We start from the raw sequence: 2,521 nt of genomic DNA, 5'->3' as shown, positions 1-2,521 counted from the left end.
CTTTTTAGTTAGATCACCCCATTAAGATTAAAAAGACCTCATTATAACACAAAATCAATTCTGCAAGAGGTCTATTATTAGGACATTGGGCGGTGCGGTCATTAATTTGTCAAGCAGCGCATAGTGCAGAGATTTCACCATTACGTCTGTCTTTTACGGGAACATTACGAGTTATTCGTCGTGCACTCCCCAAATTTCAGCGATTAGAACCACAAGAACGTCCCTTTTTTTAAGTTGGTTAACTTTAGAGATACTTGACCAAAGTTTACCGGAAAGAGTTCAGAGAAATAACCCAAGAGTGGTGAAAAAGCCTGTTTCAAAATTAATCTCCAAAAAAGTTCAACATAGAGGTACTGGAATAAAAATGAATCCTCCTATTTTTACTGTTTTAAGCACTGCCTAGCCTTAAGTGAACCGTATTGGGGTAGCTGGGGTGCATCTCAGTTTGGCAAATACATCAAGTGGAAAGTTGACCATTGAAATAAGCACAGCGAAGAGAAAGGATATAAGAAACACTCTCCATATTCCATTGGAATCCTGATAGTTTCACCCTGAGTCCAATTCGTTTGATCGTTGACTCAACTGTTCCAGAACCTAGAGAACTTAGAGATTCTTCTTGATGGTATTGGTAGTTAACTATTCGGCTGCTATGGGTCTTTAAATAATTGCAAAATGTTTTAAATGCTTGCCTTTTTAGCTGTTTAAATAAATTAATAACTTCATTAACTCTCCCTAACCATAACAGGCTTTCTGCTTGTTTTAATCGTTTCACTGAACCCCCCGTTTTGTAGAGATTTTCTTTCAGATGATACCAATCTAAGATTTCTTGTCTTTGTTCAGTAGTTCCAATTTCTTGAAATAGGTTCCAAATTCTGGGATGACCATCTCCTATACAATATATAGGATGCAGCAATTTTTGGCTATTAGTCCAATCAATGAGATCTTGATTACTTTGAAAAAAGGCTCCGCAATAAACATTATCTTGCACAGATGGCTTTATAATCTTTCCAATTACATGGCTCGCCCTTGTTTTCGTTACGTAGCCTGACTTTCCCTCCATCTAATGTAATTTCTTGGACTCCTTGTTTAGATGTAGGTAATTCAAATTCTTGGTTCTTTACTAATCTTTGTAATGTACTATGACTCACTGAGATTCCTGTGAATTTCGTAAGGATTCAGGTCAAAAAAAACTTCAGTGGCAAAAGCGGGTAAAATAAACGAATGAAAAAGCCCGCAGCCACCAGACAGAAAGAAAAAAACCGAAATCGAGCAGTTGAGCCAAGCTGAAGGAGTGGAAATGGTACTGGGGCTGCAAAAAATCATTGAAGAATTGCAAGAAAAATTAGCTATTGCTACGGGCAAGAGGCGAACCACCAGTCAGACTTCTTCAAAGCCCCCATCAACGGATCTGCTCCAAAAACCAGAGAAATCAACAGTCAAAACAGAACAAGACCAGAAAAAGAAACCAGGCGGACAACCAGGTCATCAGGGGAAAACTCGCAAAGGGTTTGGACGAGTAGATAGAACCGAAATTAGCTCACCCAACATCTGTCAAAATTGTGGCAGTCAAGAATTAAGTGAAGTAATCAACATCCACTCTCAGCAAGTAGCAAGTCTAGTAGCAAAACCAATCGAGGTCGTCGAATATCAGACACAATCGTGTAAATGCCTCGAATGTGGTGCAGTAGTTAGAGGAGAACCACCCTTGGGAATAGTTCCAGGCCAAGACTTGAGCATTAATCTCCAAGCCCTATTAGTCGGGCTGGGCAATTACGGGCATCTTTCCTACGGCAAGCTGAGTCAATTGTTGTGGGAACTCGGCACGATTGAAGTGGGAGTGGGAACACTCCAAAAAACCAATCAACGAGTAGCAGCAGCAGTCAAACCAGCGCTCAAAGCACTGTGGGAATGGGCACCTCTTCAATCAAAGGTTCATGTAGATGAAACGCCGTGGTGTGTCATGGGGGTTAAAGAATGGCTATGGACGGCTAGTGGAGAGGGATTCTGTTTATTCCATGCCGCAGATACCAGGGGACGTGTGGAATTGGAAACAATGCTGGGTACAGAATTTGCTGGAGTCTTAAGCTCAGATGATTTCAGTGTTTATAATGGTGGCACAATCACAGGCCAACAGAAGTGTCTAGCCCATTTACGACGGCATTTTAAGAGAGTGCTGGGACTCCCGGGTGACAATAATGCAGCAGTCGCCCAAGTATTTATTTCATTAATAGATGAAGCTTTTAATTGGAGTTTAGACTAAGCAGGTCAAAAAGTGTGATCGCTGTGAGACTAGCGAACAGTTCTCAAGAACGGCAATGGTCGCTGGCGACCAACTATCAGGCTCAACCATAAGATAGATGCCAGCGACCGTTGACGTTCTCGGAGACTTGCAACAGAAAAAAAACTGTCTGCGATAGTTTCAACAGACAGCGTAAGGGTAGAAGATTGAGAATTCAGCTAAAAATCTCAAATCTACCTGCCATGAAGTTAGAACAATTACGGGAATTTCGTCAACAAGCTT

Annotated in this window: 1 protein-coding gene and 2 pseudogenes; 2 read left to right on the top strand and 1 reads right to left on the bottom strand. The window is 41.3% G+C overall.

Annotated features, from left to right (window positions below; genetic code table 11):
* Nucleotides 1-74 precede the first annotated feature (74 nt).
* Nucleotides 75-233 (top strand): annotated as a pseudogene (locus QUB33_RS29160) (IS4 family transposase); the annotation flags it as partial.
* Nucleotides 234-457: 224 nt separating this feature from the next.
* Here QUB33_RS29160 and QUB33_RS29155 read toward each other — a convergent pair.
* Nucleotides 458-1,172 (bottom strand): annotated as a pseudogene (locus tag QUB33_RS29155) (ISKra4 family transposase); the annotation flags it as partial.
* 92 nt (nt 1,173-1,264) lie between these two features.
* Between QUB33_RS29155 and QUB33_RS29150 the strand changes: the two are divergent.
* On the top strand, nt 1,265-2,260 hold the full coding sequence (locus tag QUB33_RS29150; RefSeq protein WP_445299574.1) for an IS66 family transposase: 996 nt from the start codon (nt 1,265-1,267) through the stop codon (nt 2,258-2,260).
* Nucleotides 2,261-2,521: the final 261 nt, after the last annotated feature.

Source organism: Microcoleus sp. B3-A4 (genome assembly GCF_036705385.1).
In the GTDB taxonomy this organism is placed as follows: Bacteria; Cyanobacteriota; Cyanobacteriia; order Cyanobacteriales; family Microcoleaceae; genus Microcoleus.
Note: the sequence above shows the minus strand (reverse complement) of the source record. Positions and strands in the feature narration are given on the sequence as shown.